Source organism: Pseudomonas imrae (assembly GCF_046352735.2).
Lineage (GTDB): Bacteria > Pseudomonadota > Gammaproteobacteria > Pseudomonadales > Pseudomonadaceae > Aquipseudomonas > Aquipseudomonas imrae.
In genome coordinates this window covers 563,698-588,602 of the sequence record NZ_CP110853.2, presented here as the reverse complement: position 1 = coordinate 588,602, position 24,905 = coordinate 563,698, and the positions used below count along the sequence as shown (strand labels likewise).

Genomic DNA, 24,905 nt, shown 5'->3' with positions numbered 1-24,905 from the left:
CGGGGGTTTACAGCACAAAAGTCACTCCGTATAGTGCGCGCCATCGACGACGGCAACGTTGTTGATACTGCCCAGGTGGTGAAATTGGTAGACACGCCAGCTTCAGGTGCTGGTGATCGCAAGGTCGTGGAAGTTCGAGTCTTCTCCTGGGCACCAATTTCAAACTCAAGGTTCAACCTCGAGTCTAACAAGAACCCGCGAAAGCGGGTTTTTGCGTTATAGGCCTTTGATTTTTAACGAAAAACCCGATTTATATTTTCGAATCAGGGGTTTACAGATCAAAAAGCCCGCCGTATAGTTCGCCCATCAACAGCGGCAACGTTGTTGATGCTGCCCAGGTGGTGAAATTGGTAGACACGCCAGCTTCAGGTGCTGGTGATCGCAAGGTCGTGGAAGTTCGAGTCTTCTCCTGGGCACCAAATTCAAACTCAAGGTTTTGACCTTGAGCATCACAAAAACCCGCGAAAGCGGGTTTTTGCGTTTCCGAGCCTGGAAAATTGCCAGCGATTCCAGCCCTCGGCCGCACTTGAGAAGGTTTATCGTTTATCCTGCCGCAACAAATCGGTAATGATTTGTTGCATTTCAAAGCGAGGAAAACTCCGGATGATGATCAGCAATATCCGTCTCAAGACATCTCTTCTTCTGCGTGGCCTGGCCATCGCCCTGCTCGGCCTGACCCTGCTATCGCCCGCCGCATATTCCGCCGACAAGGTCGAGCTGACCTTGTACAACGGCCAACACAAAGAAGTCGGCGACGAACTCGCCAAGGCCTTTGAGGCCAAGACCGGCATCCATGTCAATGTCCGCAAGGGCAGCAGCAATCAGTTGGCCAGCCAGGTTGTCGAGGAAGGCGACCGCTCCCCCGCCGATGTGATCTACACCGAAGAATCACCACCCCTGAACAAACTCGGCGAACAGGGCCTGCTAGCCACCATTGACGCCAGCACCTTGGAAGTACTGCCAAAGGAATACGTGGCCAGCAACGGCGCCTGGATGGGCGTAACCGCACGCACCCGCGTAGTAGCTTTCAACCCGAAACTGATTGCCGAGAAAGACCTGCCCTCGTCGGTGCTGGATTTCGCCGGCCCCGAGTGGCAAGGCAAGGTTGGCTTCGTCCCGACGAGCGGCGCGTTCCAGGAGCAGGCCGTGGCCATCATCAAGCTACACGGCCGCGAAGCCGCTGAAGAATGGCTCACCGGCCTGCGCGCCTTCGGCAAGGTCTACAGCAACAACATGGTTGCCCTCAAAGCCGTGGAAAATGGCGAAGTCGCGACCGTACTGGTGAATAACTACTACTGGTTTGCCCTGAAAAAGGAAAAGACCAACCTGGATTCCCAACTGCATTACTTCACCGACGGCGATGCTGGCGGCCTGATCACGGTATCGGCCGCTGCGGCACTGAAATCCAGCAAACACCCCGAGCAGGCCCAGCAACTGCTGGCATTCATGGCCAGCGAAGAGGGTCAGCGGGTAATCACCAACACCTCCGCCGAATATCCGCTGCGCAAAGGCATGGTATCCAATCGCGGCCTCAAGCCATTCAATGAGCTGCAACCACCGAAAGTCACCCCCGCCGACCTGGGCAACGCCGAAGAAGCCCTGGAGCTGGAACGTGAAGTTGGCCTGAACTGATGAACCCATCGCTCGCCTCCACCGCCTTGAGCGGGGGATTCAACCCCAGGCGCAAGCGTCCCTCGATCTGGTTGCTGCTACCAGTCCTGTTACTGGTAGGCATGAGCCTGCTGCCCCTGGTGTATGTGGGCCTCAAGGCCTGGCAGGCAGGCTGGGCCGAGGCCGTACACTTGTTGTGGCGACCATATGTATTTGGATTACTGCTCAACACTTTGGCATTGATGGTCGGCGTAACCCTCGCCTGCGGGGTGATCGGCCTGTCCCTGGCCTGGCTGCTGGAGCGCAGTAATCTGCCGGGAAGGCGCCTGTGGGGCGTGATCCTGTGCCTGCCCTTTGCCGTTCCGGCGTTCGTTAGCAGCTTTACCTGGGTTTCGCTGAGCGCCGGCTTCGAAGGGCTGGGCGGCGCCATCCTGGTGATGAGCTTGTCCAAATACCCACTGGTGTTTCTGCCGGTGGCGGCCACCCTGCGCAATCTGGACCCCTCCCTGGAAGAGTCGGCCCGCACCCTGGGGATGAATCGCTGGGGCGTATTCTGGCGCATCACCCTCCCCTTGCTGTGGCCTTCGCTGCTGGCCGGGGCGTTGCTGATTGCGCTGCATATGCTGGTTGAGTTCGGAGCCTTGTCAATCATCGGGCTGCAAACCTTTACCACCGCGATCTACCAACAGTTCGAACTGGAATTCAGCAACGCCAATGCGGCAATGCTTTCAGCGGTGCTGCTGGCGATGTGCCTGACCCTGCTGTGGCTAGAGCTGCGGGTTCGCGGCAAGGGCCGGCATGTACGCACCGGCCAAGGCGCAGCGCGACGGGCCGAGCAGGTACGCCTGGGCCGATGGACACCGCTGGCACAGGTGTACTGCCTGGCACTGGCGATCGTTGGTAGTGGCATTCCATTGGCAATGCTCGGCTATTGGCTGGCGGTGGGCTCGTCGGCCGCCTTTCCGATGGCTGAAATCGGCGAGGCGCTCCTGTCATCGCTGGCGCTGTCTCTGGGCGGCGCTGCATTGTGTCTGGCGCTGGCCGTACCAGTAGGCCTGCTAGTGGTGCGCTACAAGGGGCAGCTCGCATTGTGGGCAGAACGCCTGCCATACCTGTTGCACGCCCTGCCCGGCCTGGTGATTGCGCTGACGCTGGTGTATTTCGCCCTGCATTACGTGCCGGCCCTGTATCAGACGTCGGGGCTCCTGCTGATCGCTTATGCGCTCCTGTTTCTGCCACTGGCCCAGGCGCCGATCCGTACCGCGCTGAACAAGGCCGCACCACAACTGGAAGAGGCTGCGCGCACATTGGGCGCATCGTCGTTCAGTGCGTTTTGTCGGGTGACCTTGCCGATTATCTTTCCGGCGCTGGGGGCTGCCTTTGCGCTGGTGTTCCTGGATGCGATGAAAGAACTGACGGCGACCTTACTGCTCAGTCCAACCGGGCTTAACACCCTGGCGACCGCCGTGTGGGCGCATACCTCGAATGTGGAGTTCGCGGCAGCGGCACCCTATGCGGCCTTGTTGATTCTGGTATCGGGGTTACCGGTGTACTTGCTGACGACGCGGATGTATCTGAGCCGCTGAAATAGCTATCGCGGGCTTGCTCGCGAAAGCGCCAGATCAGACAACGCTAGGCCCTGAACTGCCCCAGGCTCGCCTTCAATTGCGCTGCCAAACCATCCAACACCTTACCGCTTGCCGTCGTTTCCACGACAGCCTGCGCCGCACGTTCGGCCTGGGCATGAATCACCTCTACCCGACCGCGCACAGCATGCGCTCCTTGCGCCTGATGCTCGGCCGCGCGGGTGGCCAGGCCAATCGCAGCATGCACCTGTTCCACCGAGGCCTGCACCGATTGCTGCAACCGCACGCTGTCACGCAGCACCAACAAACCTTCGTTGGCCTGGCGTCCGGCCTTGCTGATGGTTTCCACCGCCTCACGCGCACCTTGCTGCAACGCCACGATATGCGCCTGGATATCGCCGGTAGAACTCTGGGTCTTGCTGGCAAGCGCGCGCACCTCGTCCGCCACCACTGCGAAGCCGCGCCCGGTCTCACCGGCGCGAGCCGCCTCGATGGCCGCATTGAGTGCCAACAGGTTGGTCTGCTCGGCAATCCCGTGGATCACCGTCAACACTACCTCGATCTGCTCGCTCTGCTGCGCAAGTCGCTCAATAACCCTGGAACCGGCCTGCACCTGTCCCGCGAGCGCCTCGATCAAACCGCCCACCTCAGCCGAGGTGCGCGAGTTTTCATCCGTAGCCTGGCGAATCTCCACCACCTGCTGCAACGCCGCCTGCATGGCATGGCTTTCCGCCTGGGCCTCATCAGCCATTTGCGACAACGCCCGCAGACTCTCGGCCACTTCATCGCGCTGCAAGCCCGCCGCAGCGTCGGCACCGGCATTGCGCAGGGTCATCGCACCAATCTCCACACCGGTGCGCTGAGCTACATCCCCCGCTTCACGCACGATCGGCTGCAACTTATCTACAAAGCGATTGACCGCCGAGGCCATGGCACCGATTTCATCCCGGCTGTTGATTTGTACACGCTTGGTCAGGTCGCCTTCACCGGCTGCCAGATCATCCATCGCGGCAATCAGAAGTTTCAGGCGATTGACCACGCGTCGACCAAGCACCACGGCAACCAGCAACAACACTGCAAAACCGACTACCGCCAGCCCCATACCGATACGCCAGCGCAACGCCCCTGCAGCCTCTTGCACCGCCCCAGCGGTATTAGCCGCCATTTGTGTCGCCGTGGCCTGGGCCGACTGCAAACGCGCCCCCATGACGGCAGCGCTATCGGCCGCGGCGCCTTTGAGGCTATCGCCGACTAATTGGTCGCTGCTGGCGATCAACGCAGCGAAACGCTGGTCCAGGGCCGCCAGGTCAGCCTCCACCAATGCGGTAGACACTCCCATGAGGACCTTGCCGATTTCCACGCCATTGGGGCTGATGGACGCTTCCAGGTAATACACCGAAGGATCGCTTTTTGCCGCATTCAAGACTTTATCCAGGGCACGATCACCTTGCCCCTTCTCCAGCAGCGCCTTGTTGATCGGGTTTTCCCGGTTCAGGTAGCGCGTGAGATGCTGACCAGTGGCATCGTCATACACCACAAACAATACGTTGGGATTGCGCTGTGCACGTCGAGCGAACTCCGACAGGGCCGGAACATCACTGTCCCACATCGCTCGGGGCGCGACCGAGGCCAGCAATTGAGCCATGTCATTGGCAGAATCCTTCAGGTCTTTTTCCAGAGTCGCGCGCAGTTGCTGCTGCTCTTGCTTCAAGCGCGCAGAAAGACCTGCAGTCAGGCGGTCCCGTGTACTCGCCGAAAGGCTGTCCAGACTGGACGTTACTGCCTCACCTGCCCGGGCCAACTCCCCAGCCAACTTCTGGCTATCTGCCCCCAGACGGCTATCCAGATCTGCTTCCAGAGCGGTCACTGTGGTACGCGTCAGGGCGACGGCCACCAGCACTTGCACCAAAAGAGCGATACCGAGCGTAACGAACACCGGGCGCAACAGTCGACTTTGTAACAATGAGAGAACGGCAGACACTGGTTACCCCTCCACCTTGCGCGCCATTAAAATGATGGCACCGCGAAAGACAGAAACACAGCAAGGGTCGTGCCGTGTACAGGGCAGAAACAACAAAGGGCCCTCGAAGGGGCCCTTTGCTTTTTACATCAACGGTTTATTAAGCGAACGGGTGACGCAGAACGATGGTCTCGTTGCGGTCCGGCCCCGTCGAAATAATGTCGATCGGCGCGCCGATCAGCTCTTCAACTCGCTTGATGTAGGCACGGGCATTGGCTGGCAGCTCTTCCAGGGTTTTGGCACCCACGGTCGACTCGGTCCAGCCTGGCACTTCTTCGTACACAGGCTGCAGGCCCACGTAGCTATCAGCATCAGTCGGGGCAACATCCTTGCCTTCTGCATCTTTGTAGCCAACGCAGATGTTGATGGTTTCCAGACCATCGAGCACGTCCAGCTTGGTCAGGCAGATGCCCGAGATGCTATTCACGTCGATAGCGCGACGCAGGATAACAGCGTCAAACCAACCACAACGACGAGCACGGCCGGTCGTCGCGCCGAATTCGTGACCTTGCTTGGCCAGGTGCGCACCGACGTCGTCGAACAGCTCAGTCGGGAACGGACCCGAACCGACACGAGTGGTGTAGGCCTTGGTGATACCCAGGATGTAGTCCAGGAACATCGGGCCAACACCCGAACCGGTAGCAACGCCGCCAGCGGTAGTGTTGGAGCTGGTCACGTACGGGTAGGTGCCGTGATCGATGTCCAGCAACGAACCCTGGGCACCTTCGAACATGATGTCCTTGCCAGCGCGACGCAGGTCGTGCAGTTCGGCCGTCACGTCCAGCATCAGCGGCTTGAGCAGCTCAGCGTATTGCTTGCACTCGGCCAGGGTCTTTTCAAACTCGATGGCTGGCTCTTTGTAGTAACCCACCAGCATGAAGTTGTGGTATTCCACCAGCTCACGCAGCTTGTCTTCAAAGCGCGGCATGTTGAGCAGATCGCCCACACGCAGGCCACGACGTGCAACCTTGTCTTCGTAGGCCGGGCCGATGCCGCGACCGGTCGTACCGATCTTCAGCTCGCCACGGGCCTTTTCACGGGCCTGGTCCAGCGCGACGTGGAAGGACAGGATCAGCGGGCAGGACGGACTGATACGCAGGCGCTCGCGCACCGGTACGCCTTTCTCTTCCAGCTTGGTGATCTCGCGCAGCAGGGCGTCTGGAGCAACCACCACGCCGTTGCCGATCAGGCATTGCACGCCTTCGCGCAGTACGCCCGACGGAATCAGGTGCAAGACGGTTTTTTCGCCATCGATGACCAGCGTGTGGCCAGCGTTGTGGCCACCTTGGTAGCGCACTACGGCGGCAGCATGTTCGGTCAGCAGATCAACGATCTTGCCTTTGCCCTCATCACCCCATTGGGTGCCCAGGACTACGACATTCTTACCCATAACACTTGTCCTCATTCGCGCAAACTTGGTGCCGGCAGCGGCCGGCAGGAAAACTCAAGAAGCCAGTGGCGATACTTGCCAAAGCCCGTTTTGCAAAATCAATTGCCGGTCGCAGTCCGCTTCACGGGCGGCGGCCAATGGCTGCCCAGGCAGCGCCTGAACGACACGCTGACCCTCGCTGCGCAACTGGCATACCTGCTGCCAGAGTGCTGCGTCCGTACTGTCAGGCATCCAGATACCGCCAGACGGTAACTCGACCTCAGCACGCCCCAGGGTCACCAGGGTTTTCAAATCGGTAGAAAAGCCAGTCGCCGGACGGGCACGACCGAAGTCGGCGCCGATATCGTCATAACGACCGCCCTGGGCGATGGCTTGGCCAACACCCGGCACAAACACGGCGAACACCACACCGGTATGGTAGTGGTAGCCGCGCAACTCACCCAGGTCGAAATACAGCGGCAACTGTGGAAAGCGGGCCGACAGCTGTTCGGCAATTGCCAGCACGTCATTGAGTGCCGCCAACACCGGTGCAGGTGCATGCGCCAGGCGTTCACGAGCCGCAGCCAGGACTTCACGGCCACCACACAGGCCTACCAGAGCACGCAGCATTCCCGCCAGATCCGCAGGCACACCCTCGGTCAGGGCAATCACTTCATCGATAGCCTTGCGTTGCAAGGCATCGAACAATTGTTGCTCCACCTCACCGGACAAGCCGGCCGCACGGGCCAGGCCACGGTAGATACCAACGTGACCCAGGTCCATATGGACATCCGGCACATCGGCCAGTTGCAACATGGCCAGCATCAGGCTGATGACCTCCACATCGCTGCTCGGGCTCGCATCGCCGTACAACTCGGCGCCCAACTGGATCGGGCTCCGGGAAGACGACAAGGCACGTGGCTGAGCATGCAATACGCTGCCGGCGTAACACAGGCGGCTCGGCCCTTCACGGCGCAAAGTATGCGCATCGATGCGCGCCACTTGCGGCGTGATATCGGCACGAAAGCCCATTTGCCGGCCCGACTGCGGGTCGATGACCTTGAAAGTGCGCAGATCCAGGTCCTGGCCCGCGCCGGTCAGCAGGGATTCCAGGTACTCGATATGGGGGGTCACGACAAACTCGTAACCCCAGCTCTGGAACAGATCCAACACCTGGCGGCGCGCGATTTCAATACGCGCAGCCTCTGGTGGCAGTACTTCTTCGATGCCATCTGGCAGCAGCCAGCGGTCTACCGTTGCCATTACGCCAATCCCCTATGACCCGGCCAGCCCTTGGGCGAGCCTTGAGTGAAGCAGAAAACCCCCGGCTCCTGCATAAACCACGCGCAAGAGCGACGTGACGAACGGCCTGCAATCGGCCTCGTCGGGCACTTTCCTCGAAAAACCTGTCACGCCTGCCAAACACATCAACAATCAAACATGCAGACGCAAAAAAGCCGGGAATTTCCCGGCTGCCGCATCATACACCCGTTTTCCCAAAGGATCACCCCGCCGAGCATTTTAGCCGCCCGACGGAGTGGACTCAGGTAAAAACCGGGTTACTTGGACTTTTCCAGGTAGCGGAAGAAGTCGCTACTTGGGTCCAATACCATGACATCGGTTTTGTTCGCAAAGCTTTCACGGTAAGCACGCAGGCTACGGTAGAACGAGTAGAACTCCTGGTCCTGGCCGTAGGCCTTGGCGTAGATCGATGCCGCTTGAGCATCACCGTCACCACGCGCCTCTTCAGACTCGCGATAAGCTTCTGCCAACAGTACACGACGCTGACGGTCGGCATCCGCACGGATACCTTCAGCCAACTCGTTACCCTTGGCGCGGTGCTCGCGGGCTTCACGTTCACGCTCGGTGCTCATGCGCTCGAACACGCTGCGGTTCACTTCCTTCGGCAGATCAATAGCCTTGACCCGAACATCGATCACTTCGATGCCCAGCTCTTTTTCGGCCATTTTGTTCAGCGAAGCCGTGATATCCGACATCAACGCATCACGCTCGCCAGACACTACCTCGTGCAGGGTGCGCTTACCAAACTGGTCACGCAGGCCCGATTCCAGACGACGCGACAAACGCTCGTCGGCGATCTGCTTGAGGCCGGAGGTCGCAGTGTAGAAGCGCTCGGCATCCTTGACGCGCCACTTGGCGTAGGCGTCAACCATCACAGCTTTCTTTTCCAGGGTCAGGAAGCGCTGTGTCGGTGCATCCAGCGTCATCAGGCGGCCGTCGAACTTGCGCACCTTGTTGACGTAGGGGATCTTCACATGCAAGCCCGGCTGGACATCTGCCTGGACCACGCGGCCGAATTGCAGCAACACCGCGCGCTCGGTCTGAGACACGATGTAGAAGCAGTTCCAGGCAGCGATGACCACGACGACGCCCACAATCAGGGCGGTCAGCGATTTATTGCTCATCAACGACTCTCCCTGGAACGTGTTTGCTGTTGCTGCAGGTCGGCGGCCGCACGGGCGCTCGCTTCGTTGGCAGCGGCAGTCGAACTGGCGGAAGGAGAAGCACTGCTACCACTACGACCACTGTCGATCATCTTGTCCAGCGGCAGGTAAAGCAGGTTGCTCTGCCCATCCTTGTTGCCGGTCACGAGGACCTTGCTGGTGTTGCTGAAGACTTCCTGCATGGTGTCCAGGTACAGACGCTCACGCGTGACTTCCGGTGCCTTGCGGTACTCGGCCACCAGCTTGGTGAAGCGATCTGCCTCACCCTTGGCACGGGAGACCACTTCATCGCGGTAACCGTTGGCATCCTCAAGGATACGCTGGGCCTGACCACGAGCTTCCGGCACCACGCCATTAGCGTAGGTTTCAGCCTGGTTGCGCGAACGCTGCTCGTCTTCACGGGCACGGATCACGTCATCGAAGGCTTCCTGCACTTCACGCGGTGCCGCTGCGCTTTGTACGTTGACCTGGGTGACGGTGATACCGGTGCGATAGGTATCGAGGAACCGTTGCAGGCGCTCCTTGATTTCGCTGGCCATCAACTCACGACCTTCGGTCAGCACCTGGTCCATCGCGGTGGAACCCACTACGTGGCGCAGGGCGCTTTCGGTCGCATGTTGCAAGCTGATTTCCGGCTGGTCGACGTTCAGCACGAAGTCCTGCAGGTTGCTGATCTTGTACTGCACGGTCAGCGGCACTTCGACGATATTCTCGTCTTCGGTCAGCATCTGGCCTTGCTTGGTGTAGGCACGCTCACGCGTGACGTTTTCCATGTACTTCTGGTCGATCGGCGGGAAATAGATATTCAGGCCCGGGCCGACGGTCTCGTAGTACTTGCCGAAGCGCAGCACCACGGCCTGCTCCTGCTCGTCCACGACGTAAACCGCGCTGTACAGCCAGACAGCCGCAAGCGCGACGAGGGCGAGGCCAAGCAGGCCGTAACCACCACCCTTGCTCGTGCGACCACCATCATCACCACCACGTTTTTTTCCACCACCGAACAACCCATTCAGGCTTTCCTGCAGCTTTCGGAAGGCCTCGTCGAGATCCGGCGGCCCCTTGCGGTCGCCATTATTGCGGCGTTTACCACCCCAAGGATCCTGATTGTTCGAGTTGCCACCCGGCTCATTCCAAGCCATAGCGCTCTCCATCTGATAAAGCAAAGACGCACCCACGGCGCGCCGACCAATGCTACAGAATGCCTGCCACAGCGGCACAACCGCTTTCTCAGGCTTTTATTGCAAAGTGTGTTGTTCGAGGAACTCCGTCGGGACCACACCTTCACGGCTGACCAGCCGATTCAGCTCCGACCGAGGCAATCGAACCGCCAGCAAGCAGACACCTTCTTCGTCGTGCTCTTCTTTCTGTACCGCGCCCAGCTCGAAAAACTGAGCACGCAGTCGAGCAAAACGTTGCGGCAAGCGCAAGGTACCGACAAACAAATCACTGCCAAGCAATTCGGCAATGGCTTGCTCAAGCAACTCCAGGCCACTGCCATCTCGCGCCGACAGCCAGACCCTCTGGGGCTTGCCGTTTTCATCGCGCTGGATCTGTGGTTCCACACCCTCAAGTAAATCGAGTTTGTTATAGACCTCCAGGATCGGCAAGTCCTGGGCACCAATCTCGCCCAGTACCAGCATCACCTGTTCAATCTGCAACATCCGGTCAGGCTCGGCAGCATCGATCACATGCAACAACAGGTCTGAGTTGCTCGACTCTTCGAGCGTAGACCGAAATGCCTCGACCAGCTTGTGCGGCAAATGACGAATGAAACCCACGGTATCGGCCAGAACAATCGGCCCCAGGTCGTCCAAATCCAGGCGGCGCAAGGTCGGATCAAGGGTGGCGAACAGCTGGTCGGCCGCATACACGTCCGATTTCGTCACGTTGTTGAATAACGTGGATTTGCCGGCGTTGGTGTAGCCAACCAGGGAAACGGTAGGAATATCCGCACGCATACGGCCACGACGCGACTGCTCGCGCTGGCTGCGTACTTTTTCCAGGCGGCCCTTGATCTGGCGCAGGCGAACCCGCAGCAGGCGCCGGTCGGTTTCCAGCTGGGTTTCACCCGGACCACGCATGCCGATACCGCCACCCTGGCGCTCAAGGTGAGTCCAGCCACGCACCAGCCGTGTGCTCATGTGATCAAGCTGGGCCAGTTCTACCTGGAGCTTGCCTTCATGGGTACGGGCGCGCTGGGCGAAAATATCGAGAATCAGACCGGTGCGGTCGATCACGCGACACTCGAAGACACGCTCGAGGTTGCGCTCCTGACTGGGCGTGAGGGTGTGATTGAAGATCACCAGATCGGCTTCTTCGGCATGGACCAGATCGCGTAGTTCCTCGACCTTGCCGCTGCCTATCAGGAATTTGGCGGTTGGCCGATGACGCGGCACGTTAAAAAACGCGACGGTCTCGGCGCCGGCCGAATTTGCCAGCTCCTGAAACTCCTGCGGATCTTCGCGCGCCTCAGGGTCCTGTCCATCCAAGTGAACGAGGATCACTCGCTCACCACCACCGTGGCGCTCAAAGAACAAAGGAGACTCCTATCAGGCGTTACCTGGCTCAGCGTCGCCCTGTTCGGTTTCGGTTGCGCTAGGCAGACGAATTGGACGAACCGGCACTACTGTCGAGATAGCGTGTTTGTAAACCATTTGGCTGACGGTGTTTTTCAGCAGGATAACGAACTGGTCGAAAGACTCGATCGTACCTTGCAGTTTGATACCGTTGACCAGATAGATGGAAACCCCAACTTTCTCTTTACGTAAAGTATTCAAGTAAGGGTCTTGTAGCGAATGCCCTTTTGACATGTGCCGCACTCCTTTAAGGATCAATAATAATAAAGTCGGAAAAATAGATAGCTTGTGGCCGTCACACCCCCAAGGATAGACGGCAATTGCAAGGACTCAGCTCAATATGGAGACCGTTCCCAAGTATTTCAAGGCGCGTGACAGATTGTCGCAATCCAGACTGTCCAGCCAGTGCAAGTCAGTCCAACTGCGTAGCCATGTGAACTGGCGCTTTGCCAGCTGGCGCGTGGCAATGATGCCGCGCTCCTGCATTTCGGCTGACGTCAGCTTGCCATCCAGATGATCCCAGACTTGGCGATAGCCTACAGCACGTATCGAAGGCAACCCGGGATGCAGGTCACCTCTTGAACGCAGTGCTACGACCTCGTCTACGAACCCCTGTTCCAACATAATTGTGAATCTTTGTGCAATTCGCTCATGCAGAACCTGACGATTCGCCGGAGCGATGGCCAGATTGGCGACAGTATAGGGCAATTGTCCGTGACTGGAGGTGCCTGCATCAGTACTTTGCGCAGATTGTTTGAGTCTGTGTGCAGTCATGGTCTGCCCACTCACTCGCCAGACTTCCAGGGCCCGCGTCAGTCGCTGGGGGTCGTTGGGATGAATGCGCGCGGCGGACACCGGATCGACTGCAGCCAGTTGGTCATGCAGCGCCTGCCAACCAAGGCGCAACGCTTCGTCTTCCAGCTCGGCACGCACTAGGGGATCGGCCGGCGGCATATCTGCCAGGCCTTCCTGCAAGGCCTTGTAGTAGAGCATCGTGCCTCCCACTAACAGCGGGATATTGCCCCGCGCAGTGATTTCGGCCATGGCGGCAAGGGCATCGGTGCGAAAGTCCGCCGCCGAATAGCTCTGCGAAGGATCAATGATATCGATCAAACGATGTGGGTGCGCCGCCAGCAGTTCCTTCGAAGGCTTGGCGGTACCGATGTCCATGTCCCGGTAAACCAGTGCAGAGTCAACGCTGATCAACTCGCAAGGCAGGACCTTGGTCAGCTCGATGGCCAGGTCGGTCTTGCCGGCGGCGGTCGGGCCCATCAGGAAAATGGCGGGGGGCAGGACACTCATCAACGACCGCGCAAGAACAGTTTGTCCAGGTCATCCAGGCCCATCTGGGTCCAGGTCGGCCGGCCATGGTTGCATTGGCCACTACGCTCGGTATTTTCCATGTCGCGCAGCAAGCCGTTCATTTCCGGCAGGGCCAGGCGCCGGTTGGCGCGTATCGCGCCGTGACAGGCCATGGTGCCGAGCAGCTCGTTGATATGCGCCTGGATCCGGTCACTGGTGCCGTACTCCATCAGGTCGGCCAACACATCGGCCACCAGTCGGTTTGCTTCAGCCTGTTTAAGCAAGGCTGGGATCTGCCGGATAGCCAGGGTTTCCGGGCCAAGGCGTTGAAGTTCGAAACCCAGTTTCTGGAACACGGCGTGGTGCTCTTCGGCGCAATCAGCTTCACGCTGGCTGACAGCCAAGGATTCAGGCACCAGCAGCGGCTGGCCGCTCAAGCCTTCGCTGGCCATGGCAATCTTCAGACGCTCATACATGATCCGCTCATGAGCTGCGTGCATATCCACCAGCACCAGGCCTTGGGCGTTCTCCGCGAGGATATAAATGCCCTTGAGTTGCGCCAGCGCATAGCCCAGCGGCGGGACATCGCCCTGGCCTTCCGGCAAGGCGGCGCCGCTGGACCCTGCGCCCGGCAAGGGAGCAAAAAACTCCCGATAAGCCGCCTGGGCTTCAGCCACGGGCACAGCCGACTGCGGGCGCGGGGTGTATTGATACTGATAACCTGCGCCAGCACCCGAACCCGGCGCAGGATAGCTCGGCTGAGCCTGGGGCGATTGCAACAAGTTGGCTGCCAGGCTCATCTCACCTTGAGGGCCGAACTCGCCGGCCTCCGGCCCTGACGGGCGGACAATAGCGGTGGCAATCGGCGCCGACAGTTGATCGTCCGGCCTCACGTCGCCCAGAGCACGGTGCAGGGTGCCATACAGAAAATCGTGAACCATGCGCCCGTCGCGAAAGCGCACTTCGTGCTTGGTCGGGTGGACATTAACGTCCACCACCGATGGGTCGACTTCAAAGAACAGCACAAAGGTTGGGTGCCGGCCGTTGAACAGCACGTCTCGATACGCCTGGCGCACCGCATGGGCTACCAGCTTGTCGCGCACCGCTCGGCCATTGACGTAGAAATACTGCAAGTCCGCCTGACTGCGGGAAAACGTTGGCAAACCGACCCAACCCCAAAGGTGCAAGCCATTGCGCTCGACCTCGATGGGCAGCGCCTGTTCGAGGAACCCCGCGCCACAGACCGCCGCGACACGCCGGGCACGGGCTGCATCGTCATTGGCTTCGTGCAGGCCGAGGATGGTCTTGCCGTTGTGGCGCAAATGGAAGGCCACATCGAAACGAGCCAAGGCCAGGCGCTTGATGACTTCCTGCAGGTGATCGAATTCGGTTTTCTCGGCCTTGAGGAACTTGCGCCGCGCCGGGGTATTGAAAAACAGATCGCGCACTTCGACCGAGGTGCCCACCGGGTGCGCGGCTGGCTGCACCCGCGGAGCCATGTCGCGGCCTTCGGTTTCCACTTGCCAGGCCTGTTCCGCGCCTTGGGTGCGAGAGGTCAGGGTCAGACGCGCCACGGAGCTGATGGAAGCCAGGGCTTCACCGCGAAAACCCAGACTCATCACCCGTTCAAGGTCTTCCAGATCGCGAATCTTGCTAGTGGCGTGACGGGCCAGGGCCAGCGGCAGGTCATCGGAGGAAATGCCGCTACCGTCGTCACGCACCCGCAACAACTTGACACCACCTTGCTCGACATCGACGTCGATGCGCTTGGCGCCGGAATCAAGGCTGTTTTCCAACAATTCCTTGATCACCGAAGCCGGCCGTTCCACTACCTCGCCTGCGGCAATCTGGTTGGCCAGGCGCGGGCTGAGCAGTTCGATCCGCGAAGTGTTGCTCAACACTGACTCACTCATTACTGCGCCGCCAGTTCAGTGCTGGGGATGGTCAATACCTGGCCGACTTTCAGTTCGTCGCTCTTCAGGTCGTTGGCACTGCGCAAGCTCGCGGCAGAAACCTGGAAGCGCACGGCCAGCATTGCCAGGGTGTCGCCTGGCTGAACCCTGTGGTCACGAGGTCCCTGGGCGATTTTCCCGGAGTCTCGTAGCCAGGCGATATAGGTGCCGGGCGGAGGATTTTGCTGGAAGAACTGGCTCACGCCTGCGCTGATGGATCGCGCCAGGGCCTGCTGATGGCTGCGGGTCGCGAGCTTCGAGGCTTCGTTGGCATTGGAGATAAATCCGGTTTCCACCAGGATAGACGGGATGTCCGGCGACTTGAGCACCATGAACCCGGCTTGCTCCACCCGCCTCTTGTGCAGCGGCGTGACCCGGCCAATGTTGCTGAGAACCTTCTGGCCGACATTCAGGCTGGACGTCAGCGAAGCGGTCATCGACAGATCGAGCAACACGCCGGCGAGCATGCGATCCTTGTCATCGAGCGATACGTTGCCGGCGCCGCCGATCAAGTCGGAACGGTTTTCACTGTCCGCCAGCCAGCGTGCCGTTTCGGACGTAGCGCCGCGGTCAGACAAGGCAAACACCGAGGCACCGAAGGCCGCCTTTGAGGGCGCGGCGTCGGCGTGAATCGAGACGAACAGGTCGGCCCCCTTCTTGCGCGCGATTTCGGTACGCCCGCGCAACGGGATGAAGTAGTCGCCAGTACGCGTCAATTCGGCACGAAAGCCCTTCGTCGCGTTGATCTGGCGCTGCAATTCACGAGCAATGGCCAGCACCACGTCTTTCTCATGCTGGCCACGGGAACCCGAGGCACCCGGGTCTTCACCGCCGTGACCGGCATCGATCACCACGATAATGTTGCGCTTGCCGGCTGGTGCCGGAGGTGGTGGCGGCAGTTTGACCTGGGGCTGTGACGGGTTGACCGGCACCGCTGGCACGGTGGCGACGCTCGGCGTCGGTGCAGGCGCTGGTGCGGCGTCGGCCGGATTGTCGAACAGATCGACGACCAGCCGGTTGCCATACTGGGCATTCGGCGCCAGGGAGAAACTCTTGGGCGTGACGTTCTTTTTCAGGTCTATCACCACACGCAGATCCGTCGGCGTACGCTGGGCCGAGCGCATGGCGATAATCGGCGTGTTGGCGGTAGACACTTTCAGCGGCGAGGCCAGGGTCGCACCATTGATGTCGATCACCAGGCGATCAGGCGCCGTCAGGGTAAAGACACTGTGCTGGACCGGGCCGGACAGGTCGAAAACCAGTCGCGTGTTATCCGGCGCTCGCCACAGACGCACACTGCGTACCTGCGAAGCCGCCAGAGCATTGACGGTCATTGCCGCAAGCAACACCCCTACGACAGCAACCAACGCGCGAAAGCGCATACCTAACCCCACCAATTATTAGAATTCCAAAACCAAAGCACTGCACCACGACTCGCCGCGCGCGCTCTGGGGCAACAATTTCAACTGACGTCCATTGTTATCCGGGGTAATGGTAATGGTCAGGTCAGGCTTTGGCAAAAAGCCTGTGCCTTTATCTGGCCATTCGATCAGGCACAGGGCGTCCTCATCGAAATAATCACGGATGCCCATGTACTCCAGTTCCTCGGGATCCACCAGACGGTAAAGGTCAAAGTGGAAGGCGCGTACCTCACCAATTTCGTAGGGCTCGACCAAGGTAAACGTAGGGCTTTTTACCGCGCCCACGTGACCCAGGCCACGAATAATCCCTCGGGACAACGTGGTCTTGCCCGCCCCCAGATTGCCTTCAAGAAAGATCAAGCCTGCCCCGGCCGTGACCTGGGCGACACGATGACCGAATGCGACCATGGCCTCTTCATCAGGCAGAAACACTGTTACTTCAGACACGCAGACTGCTCCTCGAGCAATTGACGAATGGTGGGAATCAGATCACTGGCCGCCAGGCCGCGACCAAATGTACCCTGGCGATCACCTGCCGTCGCGTGCAACCACACCGCCAGGCAGCTCGCCTCGAATGCAGTCAGTCCCTGGGCCAGCATAGCTCCCACCAGGCCCGCCAACACATCACCCAGGCCGGCCGTCGCCATCGCCGGATGCCCCTGGTTACAGCAAGATACTCGACCATCCGGGCTGGCAATCAAGCTACCAGCGCCCTTGAGGATCGTTACCGCATTGAATTTCTGGCTCAACGCGCGCGCTACTTTAAGACGGTCAGCCTGAACCTCGGCTGTCGAGATGCCCATCAGGCGCGCCGCTTCACCGGGGTGCGGCGTGATCACACAGTTGGCCGGCAAGCTCACATCGCGTGCCGCCAGCAGATTCAGGGCATCGGCATCCCAGACTTGCGACTGCTGGGCATTGGCGGCAACCGAGAGCAGGCTTTTACCCCAGGACCCGGCACCAAGTCCCGGGCCAATGACGATCACCGAGGCTTTTTCCAGCAAAGCCATCAGTTGATTACCCGAATATATACCCCGCGCCATCACCTCCGGCAAACGTGCCAAAGCGGCCGGGACATGCTCACTGCGGGTGGCGACCGACACCATGCCCGCCCCGCTGCGCAGCGCACTTTCAGCACTGAGTAACGCCGCGCCGCCCAAACCATGGTCGCCGCCGATCACCAGCACATGGCCAAACTGGCCTTTGTGGGCCTCGGGGGAACGGGCAGCCAGTTGCGGCAATTGGCCGGGCAACAACTGCTGAACGTCGGTTATTTCGTGTTTTGTCTGCGCCATACGCCCTCAAGCTCCGATGTCTGGCAGAATTATACGCATCTAACCTGCGGTTTCTCTTGTCTCATGCCTGCTATCACCACCGATCTGCCCGCCCTCGCCCAATCGATCAAAGACTGGGGCCGCGAGCTGGGCTTTCAACAAGTCGGCATCAGCGGCCTGGACCTGGCCGAGCATCAACAGCATCTGCAACGCTGGCTCGACGCCGGGTACCACGGCGAGATGGACTACATGGGTGCCCATGGCAGCAAACGTTCCCATCCCGAAGAACTGGTACCTGGCACCGTGCGTGTGGTGTCCCTGCGCATGGATTACCTGCCCGGCGACACTCACATGGCGCAACTGCTGGCCCAACCCGAAAAAGCCTACATATCCCGTTACGCATTGGGCCGCGATTACCACAAGCTGATCCGCAAACGCGTACAACAACTGGCCGACCGCATTCAGGCACAAATCGGCCCGTTCGGCTTTCGCGCCTTTGTCGACAGCGCCCCAGTCCTGGAAAAAGCCATTGCCGAGCAGGCCGGTCTTGGCTGGATCGGCAAAAACACCCTGGTGCTCAACCGCAAGGCCGGCAGCTATTTTTTCCTCAGCGAGCTATTTGTCGATCTGCCTCTGCCTGTCGACCCACCCCACGTTACCGAACACTGCGGGCGCTGCACCGCTTGTCTGGATATCTGCCCGACCAACGCCTTCGTCGGCCCTTACGTACTGGACGCCAGGCGCTGTATTTCCTACCTGACCATCGAACTGAAAAGTGCTATTCCCGAGGACCTTCGTCCGTTGATCGGCAACCGTGTCTTTGGCTGCGATGACTGTCAGATCGTTTGCCCGTGGAATCGTTTCGCCCGGCCTTCGGGCGAAAGTGATTTCAAGCCGCGACACAACCTCGATAACGCCGGGCTGGCCGAGCTGTTTATGTGGGATGAAGAAAAATTCCTCAGCAGCACCGAAGGTTCACCGCTGCGCCGCGCCGGCTATGAACGCTGGCTGCGCAACCTGGCAGTCGGCCTGGGCAACGCGCCTTCAAGCATCCCGGTACTAGAAGCCCTGAAAGCGCGTCGGGACTACCCTTCCGAGCTGGTTCGCGAGCACGTGGAATGGGCGTTGAAACAGCACGCCGAGCGTCAATGTTCGTCGTTGTAGACAAACTTGGGCATTTCCCAGTGAAAGCGGATAGCCAGCAATCGCAGCAGAAAACCGCTGAACAGCGTGAGCAGGATCGCCTGCTCGCCGGGTAGTTGCAGATAAATGCACAGCATGTAGAACCAGGCGGCCAGGAACGACACGCTGGCGTAAAGTTCGCGGCGAAAGATCAGCGGAATGTCGTTGCAGAAAATGTCCCGCAAGATACCGCCGAACACCCCGGTGATCACCCCGCTGACCGAGGCCACCAGCATGCCATGCCCCATCTCCAGGGCCGTCATGCAGCCGATCAGGGTGAAAGCCACCAACCCCACGGCGTCCAATGCAAGAAACAGCGAGCGCAGATGACGCATCAGCGGCGCGATAAAGATCGTCACCAGCGCAGCAACCGACGTCAACACCAGGTATTCCGGGTGTTTGACCCAGGTCAGCGGGTAATGGCCAAGCAGCACATCGCGCACCGAACCACCACCAAGGGCCGTCACGCAGGCGATCAACACCACGCCAAACCAGTCCATCCCCCGGCGACCGGCGGACAACGCTCCGGTCATGGCTTCGGCGGTGATGGCAATGAGGTAGAGCATCAGCAGCATGATGGCGATCCTTGCAATGAGGCGCGCAGTCTAATCATTTGCTGATGGCACCAAAAGGGGGCGCTGGCGAAAGGCCGAGTCGCCTTCAATCGCCGGCAAGCCCACATGTGAACCGAGCCAGTAATGACAACTCGGTCGAATGTGTGCGGGCTTGCCCGCGATGGAGTCAGTGCAAGCACCGTAAAATCAGGCCTTGATGAAATGCTTGCGGTAATGCTGCAGCTCGGCGATCGATTCGCGGATATCGTCCAGGGCCAGGTGAGTGCTGCCCTTGTGGAAGCTGTCTTTGACTTCCGGCGCCCAGCGCGCGGCCAGCTCCTTGAGGGTCGATACATCCAGGTTGCGATAGTGGAAGTAACTTTCCAGCGCCTTCATGTGCGTATAAAGGAAGCGACGGTCTTGGCAAATGCTGTTGCCGCAGATCGGCGACTTGCCCCTGGGCACCCACTTTTCCAGGAAGGCGATCGTTTCAGCCTCGGCCTCAGCCATGCTGATGCGACTGTCGCGCACGCGCTGGGTCAGGCCCGAGTTGCCATGGGTGCGGGTATTCCACTCGTCCATGGTGGCGAGCACTGCGTCGCTATGGTGGATGGCAATCACCGGACCTTCGGCCAAGGTGTTGAGATTGCTGTCGGTGACGATGGTCGCCATCTCGATGATGACGTCGGTGTCAGGGTTCAGACCGGTCATCTCCAGATCGATCCAAATCAGGTTCTGTGGGTTTTGCATGTCGTGGTTCCTTGGCACCTTGGCGTAGCTGCGCAGTTTAGCAGGCACGGCGTGCTAGACTCGCGACCGTTTCATCTATCCTTTGCATTATCGACACGGAACACCAATGGCCAAACGCCAGCTCAACCGCCGCCAAAACTGGCGCATCGAAAAGATTCAAGGCGAGCGCGCCGCCCGCGCCGCCAAACGCGAGTCCTCCGCCGTGGAGGCGCTGGAAGGCGGCGACCTGGGCCCCGAGCAAACAGGCCTGGTGATCGCGCACTTTGGCGTGCAGGTCGAGGTTGAAGCCCTCGAAGGCGAACTGGCTGGGCAGGTTTTTCGCTGCCACTTGCGCGCCAACCTGCCGGCGTTGGTCACCGGCGACCAGGTGGTCTGGCGTGCCGGAAACCAGGGCATCGGCGTCATCGTTGCGCAATTGCCGCGCAACACCGAACTGCGTCGTCCGGACAGCCGCGGCCAGCTCAAGCCGGTAGCGGCCAACGTCGACATGATCGTCATCGTCTTCGCCCCCTTGCCCGAGCCTCACGCCAACCTGATCGACCGCTATCTGGTAGCTGCCGAACACGCAGGCATTCGTCCGCTGTTGTTGCTGAACAAATTCGACCTGATCGATGAGCAGAACGCTCCGGCGCTCAATGCATTGCTGGCGGTTTATCGGCAACTTGGCTATCCGGTGCTGGAGGTGTCGGCCCATCACGGCAACGGCATGGAACTGCTCCAGCAACAACTGGACGGGCACATCAGTGTGTTCGTCGGCCAGTCGGGTGTGGGTAAGTCATCGCTGGTCAACAGCCTGCTGCCGGAAGTCGAGACCCGCGTGGGTCCGCTGTCGGAGCTGTCCGGCCAGGGCACGCACACCACCACCACAGCACGGTTGTTTCACTTCCCTGGCGGCGGCGAACTGATCGACTCTCCGGGCATCCGTGAGTTTGGCCTGGGCCACGTCAGCCGCAGTGATGTCGAAGCGGGCTTCATCGAGTTCAATGACTTGATCGGCACCTGCCGCTTTCGCGATTGCAAACATGACCGCGAGCCGGGCTGCGCCTTGCTCATGGCCCTGGAAGACGGCCGCGTGCAGCAGCAACGCATGAACAGCTACCGCTCGATCATCGCCAGCCTGCCGGAAAGCAGCTATTAAACTGTGTGGGAGCGGGCTTGCTCGCGATAGCATCACCTCGGTGCATCAGTTGCACCGAGTTGTCTGTATCGCGAGCAAGCCCGCTCCCACACAAGATGCGTCAGCTACCGGCCGGGGCTTCTCCGGGAGCCTTCAACCCTCCGTCATCGAACAGATTGAGCTTCTGGCGCAGCTCATGGGCCGGTAACGGTTCTTGCTCCGGCGGCAGGGCATCTGGATCCACTGGGACTTCGCCCGGCGCACCATCACCTTGAGTCGGTACCGGCTGCACCGCACCCGGCTCGCCCTCAATCGCGCGTTGAGCTTTTTTGGTCAGCACGACGATATCGATACGCCGGTTGACCGGGTTGAATGGGTCTTGAGTGTCGAACAACTGCGAAGAGGCAAAGCCCACGACCCGCGCCACTTGCTCCTGCGGGTAGCTGCCGGCCACCAATACACGGCGGGCGGCGTTGGCGCGGTTGGCGGACAACTCCCAGTTACCGAAATCACCCAACCCCGAATACGGCTTGGCATCGGTATGGCCACTGACACTGATCTTGTTCGGCACCGCCTTGATGGTGTCGGCCATGGCCAGCAGGATATCCTCGAAGTACGGTTTCAACCGCGCACTGCCGGAGTCGAACATCGGCCGGTTGGCGGCATCCATGATCTGAATGCGCAAGCCATCAGGCGTAATCTGAAACCGGATCTGATCCTTGAAGTTCTGCAGTTGTGGGTTCTCGTCGACCTTGCTCTGCAACTCCTGCAGCAGCAACTCCAATCGCTCGTGCTCGACCTGCTCGGCCAGGCTTTCGACGGTTTCGCGCTCGATGGGAATATTTTGCTGAGGTGACTCGGTATTGATCTCGGGATTGATAGTGCGCTCGGGCGCCAGTTCCGGTGAGCCACCCAAGTCAATCACAAAGGGCGTACCACTTTCGGAAAACCCGATAGGATCCTTGAAGTAACCGGCAATGGCGATCTTTTGCTCCGGCGTCGCCGTGGACATCAGCCACAGCACCAGGAAGAACGCCATCATCGCCGTCGCAAAGTCGGCAAAGGCAATTTTCCAGGCGCCGCCGTGGTGCCCGGCAGCGAAGCGCTTGACGCGCTTGATGATGATCGGCTGGTTGTTTTCCATGACTCAGCGACCGCGAACCGCTTGTTCCAGCTCGGAAAAACTCGGCCGGTGTCGCGGATACAGAACTTTGCGTCCGAACTCCACGGCCAGGGACGGCGGCATGCCGGACGCCGAAGCCACCAGGGAAGCCTTGATCGCTTCGTAGATATTCAACTCTTCCTTGGCGTCATGAGCCAGGCAGGTCGCCAGCGGACCAAAAAAGCCGTAGGCGGCAAGAATACCGAAGAAGGTCCCCACCAGTGCTGCGCCAACGTGCATGCCGATGGCAGCCTGATCACCCTCGCCCAGGGAGGCCATGGTCACCACGATCCCCAGGACCGCGGCGACAATACCAAACCCGGGCATGCCGTCTGCGATACCGTTTACAGCATGGGACGGATGCTCAAGCTCTTCCTTCAAGCTGAACAGCTCCATGTCGAACAACCCTTCCAGCTCATGGGGCGCCATGTTGCCGGAGGACATGATGCGCAGGTAGTCACAGACGTAGGCCGTCATGCGCTCGTCCTTGAGCACGGCCGGGTACTTGGCGAAAATCGGGCTCGCCGCAGCGTCCTCGATATCACCTTCAATCGCCATCATGCCTTCACGGCGGCTCTTGTTGAGAATCTCATAGATCAGGCCCAGCACTTCCAGGTAGAAGGTGTGGGAAAAGCGCGAGCCGAACATACCCAGCGACTTCTTGACCACGTGCATGGTCATGTAGCCAGGGTTGGCCTGGAGGAATGCACCGAATGCCGCACCGCCAATGATCAGCACTTCGAAAGGTTGGATCAGCGCGGCAATTTTACCGTGCGACAGAACGTACCCGCCGAGCACGCTTGCGATGACGACGATGATGCCGATAATTTTAGCCATAGGGGATGAGTACTTGCGCCGTCGGGTTCATGGACATATTCGGAAGATCTGAAAACTCTTCTTCTACTTATCGGCAAAACTGCGCCAGACTATAGCCCGTTAAGGCGAAAAGCCAGTTCGGCCCACTCCGGGCGTGTTGACCGCAAGTGATGATCGCGCCCCAATCATGGCAAACGAAACGACAGTCCAAACTCCACCTCCTACAACCCTGGCCGGCTGGATAAAACGCCTGGACGACGTTCGGTTGCCTGTCCCGCAATCGAGCCACGACGCGGTAAGCAAGGCCATTGGAGATAGCCGTCGATCGTTGCGTGATATTGCAGAACTGATGCAGGACAGCCCGGCACTGGTGCTCTGTGTGATGCGCGCGGCCAACCACCACGCCAATGGCAGCCTGGCGGAACCTGCGGAAAACCTCGAAGTGGCGCTCAACCGCCTCGGCTTGAAACGCACCGCAGAACTGCTGGGCCATCTGCCCTCAGTCCCGCTCAATGAAATTCCCGTGGCGCTGCGCCAATTGCAGTTGGTCAGCCAGCATGCATCGCAGCAAGCCAGCGGCCTGTTTGCCAGCCGCCTGGCGCGCCTGTGGCAAGACATACACTGGGGTAGCCTGCTGTTTCTTTCACCGCTGTGGCCCATGGCGGTGGTCTACCCCAAGTTGCTCGAGGAATGGGAGCTTCGGGTGATCCACAAAGGCCAATCGGCGTGCAAAGTCGAACAACAACTATTTGGCGTGCGCTTGCTGGAACTGTGCCTGGGGTTGACCGAAGCCTGGCGCCTGCCGATCTGGGTTTCCCAGGGCTATCAATTGCTGCTCGGCGAACAACGCCTATTGGTCAAGGCACTGCGCATTGCCCGAGAAGAAGCGACACTGAGCCAACAACATAAACTGGATGACGACCCGCAACTGCGACGCTGGCTGAACCAGCCGGCCAACACCGTGCTGCTGGCCAACGGCATGGCGCTGGCGGCGCAGGAATCCTGGACATGCCCGCATACCCTGCGCTGGCAATACCTGACTGCACTGTACTTGCAACAGCCCCTGGGCGAGGTCCAGCAGCAGGTTCACCAACAGGCAGCGATCAGTGCCCGCCATACCTTGAACGCCGATCTATGGCATCCGGCGCTGGCGCTGATCTGGCCATGGCATGGACAACAGGCCCATCGCGGCCTGCTGCCGGCCCCGCCGCCAACCGCTGAAGCCCTGGCGGTATGGCGCAAACGCTGCAGCGAACTGCTGACCGAGCCCAGTCGCTTTGCCAACGCCATGCATTTGACCACCTGCGTCAAGGAAGCCCTGGCCGCCAGTGGCATGCGGCGGGTCATGTTGTTGATGGCTGACCGAAGCCTGAGCACCTTGCGAGTACATCAGGTTGACGGCCTGCCGAAGGAAGCCGCCCACCTGAGCCTGGAGGTAGCAGACAGCACGCTGTTGCAACGCCTGCTGGAGAAGTCCGCCCAAGTGCGCCTGACACCCGATAATCACGCCCAATTCGCCGCGCTGTTGCCGGCCTCGCTGCGCCGCCTGTTCGCCGGTGAGCATCTGTTGCTGCGCTCGCTGAGCTGCAATGGTCGCGTGGTCATGCTGATGATTGCCGACCAGGGCGGCGGGCCGTTCTCGGAAACCAGCGTACAAGCCTTCGGCAAAACCGCCCAATGTACCGAGAAAGCCCTGCACAGCTTTACCAACCGCACGGCTTGATGCTTGCGCTACAATCGCCCTCCTT

Annotated in this window: 21 protein-coding genes, 2 tRNA genes and 1 pseudogene; 7 read left to right on the top strand and 17 right to left on the bottom strand. The window is 59.9% G+C overall.

Annotation, left to right across the window (positions count from 1 at the left end):
- Positions 1-69: 69 nt before the first annotated feature.
- The 4 genes from OQ460_RS02620 to OQ460_RS02605 all read left to right on the top strand — a co-directional run bounded on the left by OQ460_RS02620 (position 70) and on the right by OQ460_RS02605 (position 3,197).
- Positions 70-156, top strand: a tRNA-Leu gene (locus OQ460_RS02620).
- A 176-nt stretch (positions 157-332) separates the two neighbouring features.
- Positions 333-419, top strand: a tRNA-Leu gene (locus OQ460_RS02615).
- Between the two features lie 184 nt (positions 420-603).
- Positions 604-1,632, top strand: coding sequence for an extracellular solute-binding protein (locus OQ460_RS02610; RefSeq protein WP_410020363.1), 1,029 nt, complete (start codon positions 604-606; stop codon positions 1,630-1,632).
- Positions 1,632-3,197 (top strand): ABC transporter permease, encoded by a 1,566-nt coding sequence (locus tag OQ460_RS02605; protein ID WP_410020362.1) that lies wholly within the window; start codon positions 1,632-1,634, stop codon positions 3,195-3,197. The genes OQ460_RS02610 and OQ460_RS02605 overlap by 1 nt, the downstream gene beginning before the upstream one ends.
- Before the next feature lie 46 nt (positions 3,198-3,243).
- Here OQ460_RS02605 and OQ460_RS02600 read toward each other — a convergent pair whose 3' ends face one another.
- The 13 genes and pseudogenes from OQ460_RS02600 to OQ460_RS02540 all read right to left on the bottom strand — a co-directional run bounded on the left by OQ460_RS02600 (position 3,244) and on the right by OQ460_RS02540 (position 17,597).
- Complete coding sequence (locus OQ460_RS02600) at positions 3,244-3,948, bottom strand: methyl-accepting chemotaxis protein (protein WP_410021911.1); 705 nt, start codon at positions 3,946-3,948, stop codon at positions 3,244-3,246.
- A gap of 201 nt (positions 3,949-4,149) precedes the next feature.
- Positions 4,150-4,203: pseudogene (locus tag OQ460_RS02595) on the bottom strand (hypothetical protein); the annotation flags it as partial.
- 1,114 nt (positions 4,204-5,317) lie between these two features.
- Complete coding sequence (locus tag OQ460_RS02590; RefSeq protein WP_410020361.1) at positions 5,318-6,607, bottom strand: adenylosuccinate synthase; 1,290 nt, start codon at positions 6,605-6,607, stop codon at positions 5,318-5,320.
- 54 nt (positions 6,608-6,661) lie between these two features.
- Positions 6,662-7,849: an ATP phosphoribosyltransferase regulatory subunit gene (locus OQ460_RS02585; RefSeq protein ID WP_410020360.1), complete on the bottom strand. Its 1,188-nt coding sequence runs from the start codon at positions 7,847-7,849 to the stop codon at positions 6,662-6,664.
- A 296-nt stretch (positions 7,850-8,145) separates the two neighbouring features.
- Positions 8,146-9,012 (bottom strand): protease modulator HflC, encoded by an 867-nt coding sequence (gene hflC / locus OQ460_RS02580; RefSeq protein ID WP_410020359.1) that lies wholly within the window; start codon positions 9,010-9,012, stop codon positions 8,146-8,148.
- Positions 9,012-10,190 (bottom strand): FtsH protease activity modulator HflK, encoded by a 1,179-nt coding sequence (hflK, locus tag OQ460_RS02575; RefSeq protein WP_410020358.1) that lies wholly within the window; start codon positions 10,188-10,190, stop codon positions 9,012-9,014. Before hflK ends, hflC begins: the two co-directional genes overlap by 1 nt.
- Positions 10,191-10,286: 96 nt before the next feature.
- Positions 10,287-11,588: a ribosome rescue GTPase HflX gene (gene hflX, locus OQ460_RS02570; protein ID WP_410020357.1), complete on the bottom strand. Its 1,302-nt coding sequence runs from the start codon at positions 11,586-11,588 to the stop codon at positions 10,287-10,289.
- A 12-nt stretch (positions 11,589-11,600) separates the two neighbouring features.
- Positions 11,601-11,861, bottom strand: a complete 261-nt coding sequence (gene hfq, locus OQ460_RS02565; RefSeq protein WP_040063849.1) for an RNA chaperone Hfq — start codon at positions 11,859-11,861, stop codon at positions 11,601-11,603.
- Positions 11,862-11,957: 96 nt separating this feature from the next.
- Positions 11,958-12,929 carry a tRNA (adenosine(37)-N6)-dimethylallyltransferase MiaA gene (miaA, locus tag OQ460_RS02560; protein ID WP_410020356.1) on the bottom strand — a complete coding sequence of 324 codons (972 nt, stop codon included), beginning with the start codon at positions 12,927-12,929 and terminating at the stop codon, positions 11,958-11,960.
- Positions 12,929-14,827, bottom strand: a complete 1,899-nt coding sequence (gene mutL, locus OQ460_RS02555) for a DNA mismatch repair endonuclease MutL (RefSeq protein ID WP_410021910.1) — start codon at positions 14,825-14,827, stop codon at positions 12,929-12,931. The genes miaA and mutL overlap by 1 nt, the downstream gene beginning before the upstream one ends.
- Positions 14,828-14,841: 14 nt before the next feature.
- Positions 14,842-16,263 carry an N-acetylmuramoyl-L-alanine amidase gene (locus OQ460_RS02550; RefSeq protein ID WP_410020355.1) on the bottom strand — a complete coding sequence of 474 codons (1,422 nt, stop codon included), beginning with the start codon at positions 16,261-16,263 and terminating at the stop codon, positions 14,842-14,844.
- 18 nt (positions 16,264-16,281) lie between these two features.
- A complete protein-coding gene (gene tsaE / locus OQ460_RS02545) occupies positions 16,282-16,749 on the bottom strand; it encodes a tRNA (adenosine(37)-N6)-threonylcarbamoyltransferase complex ATPase subunit type 1 TsaE (RefSeq protein ID WP_410020354.1) in 468 nt (155 codons plus the stop codon).
- Positions 16,737-17,597, bottom strand: a complete 861-nt coding sequence (locus OQ460_RS02540; protein WP_410020353.1) for an NAD(P)H-hydrate dehydratase — start codon at positions 17,595-17,597, stop codon at positions 16,737-16,739. Before OQ460_RS02540 ends, tsaE begins: the two co-directional genes overlap by 13 nt.
- 63 nt (positions 17,598-17,660) lie before the next feature.
- Between OQ460_RS02540 and queG the strand changes: the two genes are divergently transcribed.
- Positions 17,661-18,740 (top strand): tRNA epoxyqueuosine(34) reductase QueG, encoded by a 1,080-nt coding sequence (gene queG, locus OQ460_RS02535; RefSeq protein ID WP_410020352.1) that lies wholly within the window; start codon positions 17,661-17,663, stop codon positions 18,738-18,740.
- Here queG and OQ460_RS02530 read toward each other — a convergent pair.
- Both OQ460_RS02530 and orn read right to left on the bottom strand, forming a co-directional pair.
- A complete protein-coding gene (locus tag OQ460_RS02530; RefSeq protein ID WP_410021909.1) occupies positions 18,722-19,336 on the bottom strand; it encodes a trimeric intracellular cation channel family protein in 615 nt (204 codons plus the stop codon). The genes queG and OQ460_RS02530 overlap by 19 nt on opposite strands.
- Before the next feature lie 183 nt (positions 19,337-19,519).
- Positions 19,520-20,062, bottom strand: coding sequence for an oligoribonuclease (gene orn / locus OQ460_RS02525; protein ID WP_071491683.1), 543 nt, complete (start codon positions 20,060-20,062; stop codon positions 19,520-19,522).
- A gap of 106 nt (positions 20,063-20,168) precedes the next feature.
- Here orn and rsgA point away from each other — a divergent pair, with 106 nt between their 5' ends.
- Entirely contained in the window at positions 20,169-21,200 is a 1,032-nt protein-coding gene (gene rsgA, locus OQ460_RS02520) for a small ribosomal subunit biogenesis GTPase RsgA (protein WP_410020351.1), read from the top strand.
- A 100-nt stretch (positions 21,201-21,300) separates the two neighbouring features.
- Here rsgA and motB read toward each other — a convergent pair whose 3' ends face one another.
- Both motB and motA read right to left on the bottom strand, forming a co-directional pair.
- Positions 21,301-22,323, bottom strand: a complete 1,023-nt coding sequence (gene motB, locus OQ460_RS02515; RefSeq protein WP_410020350.1) for a flagellar motor protein MotB — start codon at positions 22,321-22,323, stop codon at positions 21,301-21,303.
- Positions 22,324-22,326: 3 nt separating this feature from the next.
- Positions 22,327-23,178: a flagellar motor stator protein MotA gene (gene motA / locus OQ460_RS02510; RefSeq protein ID WP_410020349.1), complete on the bottom strand. Its 852-nt coding sequence runs from the start codon at positions 23,176-23,178 to the stop codon at positions 22,327-22,329.
- Between the two features lie 166 nt (positions 23,179-23,344).
- Here motA and OQ460_RS02505 point away from each other — a divergent pair, with 166 nt between their 5' ends.
- Entirely contained in the window at positions 23,345-24,880 is a 1,536-nt protein-coding gene (locus tag OQ460_RS02505) for an HDOD domain-containing protein (protein ID WP_410020348.1), read from the top strand.
- The last annotated feature ends 25 nt before the right edge of the window (positions 24,881-24,905 follow it).